The sequence below is a fragment of the Pseudomonas sp. PDM17 genome, from assembly GCF_014851985.1.
GTDB lineage: Bacteria > Pseudomonadota > Gammaproteobacteria > Pseudomonadales > Pseudomonadaceae > Pseudomonas.
In genome coordinates this window covers 2,501-5,260 of record NZ_JACVAT010000017.1, presented here as the reverse complement: position 1 = coordinate 5,260, position 2,760 = coordinate 2,501, and the positions used below count along the sequence as shown (strand labels likewise).

The window sequence follows — 2,760 nt, the reverse complement described above, 5'->3', positions numbered from 1 at the left end:
TTGGGATAGGAGCTTGACGATGACCTACTCTCACATGGAGAAACTCCACACTACCATCGGCGATGCGTCGTTTCACTACTGAGTTCGGGATGGGATCAGGTGGTTCCAACGCTCTATGGTCGTCAAGCAATTCTTTATGGACGCTCGTGGCAAGTGCACACGTTCATCCAGATTCGGGTATGTGACAGGTATTTGCGGTTCACACGAACTTTCGGTTCGTTACGTCTTCACCGTACAACACGCAAATTGTTTGGGTGTTATATGGTCAAGCCTCACGGGCAATTAGTATCGGTTAGCTCAACGCCTCACAGCGCTTACACACCCGACCTATCAACGTCGTAGTCTTCGACGGCCCTTTAGGGGAATCAAGTTCCCAGTGAGATCTCATCTTGAGGCTAGTTTCCCGCTTAGATGCTTTCAGCGGTTATCTATTCCGAACATAGCTACCCGGCAATGCCACTGGCGTGACAACCGGAACACCAGAGGTTCGTCCACTCCGGTCCTCTCGTACTAGGAGCAGCCCCTCTCAAATCTCAAACGTCCACGGCAGATAGGGACCGAACTGTCTCACGACGTTCTAAACCCAGCTCGCGTACCACTTTAAATGGCGAACAGCCATACCCTTGGGACCGGCTTCAGCCCCAGGATGTGATGAGCCGACATCGAGGTGCCAAACACCGCCGTCGATATGAACTCTTGGGCGGTATCAGCCTGTTATCCCCGGAGTACCTTTTATCCGTTGAGCGATGGCCCTTCCATACAGAACCACCGGATCACTAAGACCTACTTTCGTACCTGCTCGACGTGTCTGTCTCGCAGTCAAGCGCGCTTTTGCCTTTATACTCTACGACCGATTTCCGACCGGTCTGAGCGCACCTTCGTACTCCTCCGTTACTCTTTAGGAGGAGACCGCCCCAGTCAAACTGCCCACCATACACTGTCCTCGATCCGGATAACGGACCAGAGTTAGAACCTCAAGCATGCCAGGGTGGTATTTCAAGGATGGCTCCACGCAGACTGGCGTCCACGCTTCAAAGCCTCCCACCTATCCTACACAAGCAGGCTCAAAGTCCAGTGCAAAGCTACAGTAAAGGTTCACGGGGTCTTTCCGTCTAGCCGCGGATACACTGCATCTTCACAGCGATTTCAATTTCACTGAGTCTCGGGTGGAGACAGCGCCGCCATCGTTACGCCATTCGTGCAGGTCGGAACTTACCCGACAAGGAATTTCGCTACCTTAGGACCGTTATAGTTACGGCCGCCGTTTACCGGGGCTTCGATCAAGAGCTTCGCTTTCGCTAACCCCATCAATTAACCTTCCGGCACCGGGCAGGCGTCACACCCTATACGTCCACTTTCGTGTTTGCAGAGTGCTGTGTTTTTAATAAACAGTCGCAGCGGCCTGGTATCTTCGACCGGCATGGGCTTACGGAGTAAATCCTTAACCCTCGCCGGCGCACCTTCTCCCGAAGTTACGGTGCCATTTTGCCTAGTTCCTTCACCCGAGTTCTCTCAAGCGCCTTGGTATTCTCTACCCAACCACCTGTGTCGGTTTGGGGTACGGTTCCTAGTTACCTGAAGCTTAGAAGCTTTTCCTGGAAGCATGGCATCAACCACTTCATCATCTAAAAGATGACTCGTCATCAGCTCTCGGCATTAAGACCCCGGATTTACCTAAGATCTCTGCCTACCACCTTAAACTTGGACAACCAACGCCAAGCTGGCCTAGCCTTCTCCGTCCCTCCATCGCAGTAACTAGAAGTACAGGAATATTAACCTGTTTCCCATCGACTACGCTCTTCAGCCTCGCCTTAGGGACCGACTAACCCTGCGTCGATTAACGTTGCGCAGGAACCCTTGGTCTTTCGGCGTGGGAGTTTTTCACTCCCATTGTCGTTACTCATGTCAGCATTCGCACTTCTGATACCTCCAGCAAGCTTCTCAACTCACCTTCACAGGCTTACAGAACGCTCCTCTACCGCGCATCTTGCGATGCACCCGTAGCTTCGGTGTATGGTTTGAGCCCCGTTACATCTTCCGCGCAGGCCGACTCGACTAGTGAGCTATTACGCTTTCTTTAAAGGGTGGCTGCTTCTAAGCCAACCTCCTAGCTGTCTAAGCCTTCCCACATCGTTTACCACTTAACCATAACTTTGGGACCTTAGCTGACGGTCTGGGTTGTTTCCCTTTTCACGACGGACGTTAGCACCCGCCGTGTGTCTCCCACGCTGACACTTCCAGGTATTCGGAGTTTGCATCGGTTTGGTAAGTCGGGATGACCCCCTAGCCGAAACAGTGCTCTACCCCCTGGAGTGATACGTGAGGCGCTACCTAAATAGCTTTCGAGGAGAACCAGCTATCTCCGAGCTTGATTAGCCTTTCACTCCGATCCACAAGTCATCCCCTACCTTTTCAACGGGAGTGGGTTCGGTCCTCCAGTCAGTGTTACCTAACCTTCAACCTGCTCATGGATAGATCGCCCGGTTTCGGGTCTATACCCAGCGACTAAAACGCCCTATTAAGACTCGCTTTCGCTACGCCTTCCCTATACGGTTAAGCTCGCCACTGAATATAAGTCGCTGACCCATTATACAAAAGGTACGCAGTCACCTAACAAAGTAGGCTCCCACTGCTTGTACGCATACGGTTTCAGGTTCTATTTCACTCCCCTCTCCGGGGTTCTTTTCGCCTTTCCCTCACGGTACTGGTTCACTATCGGTCAGTCAGTAGTATTTAGCCTTGGAGGATGGTCCCCCCATA

The 2,760-nt window shown here is 52.3% G+C and carries 2 rRNA genes (1 of these 2 running past the window's edge); both read right to left on the bottom strand.

Going from position 1 to position 2,760, the window contains the following annotated elements:
* Nucleotides 1-11: 11 nt before the first annotated feature.
* A 5S ribosomal RNA gene (rrf, locus tag IB256_RS30415) occupies nucleotides 12-127 on the bottom strand.
* Nucleotides 128-261: 134 nt separating this feature from the next.
* Nucleotides 262-2,760: ribosomal RNA gene (locus IB256_RS30410) — 23S ribosomal RNA — on the bottom strand; it runs 393 nt beyond the window's last position.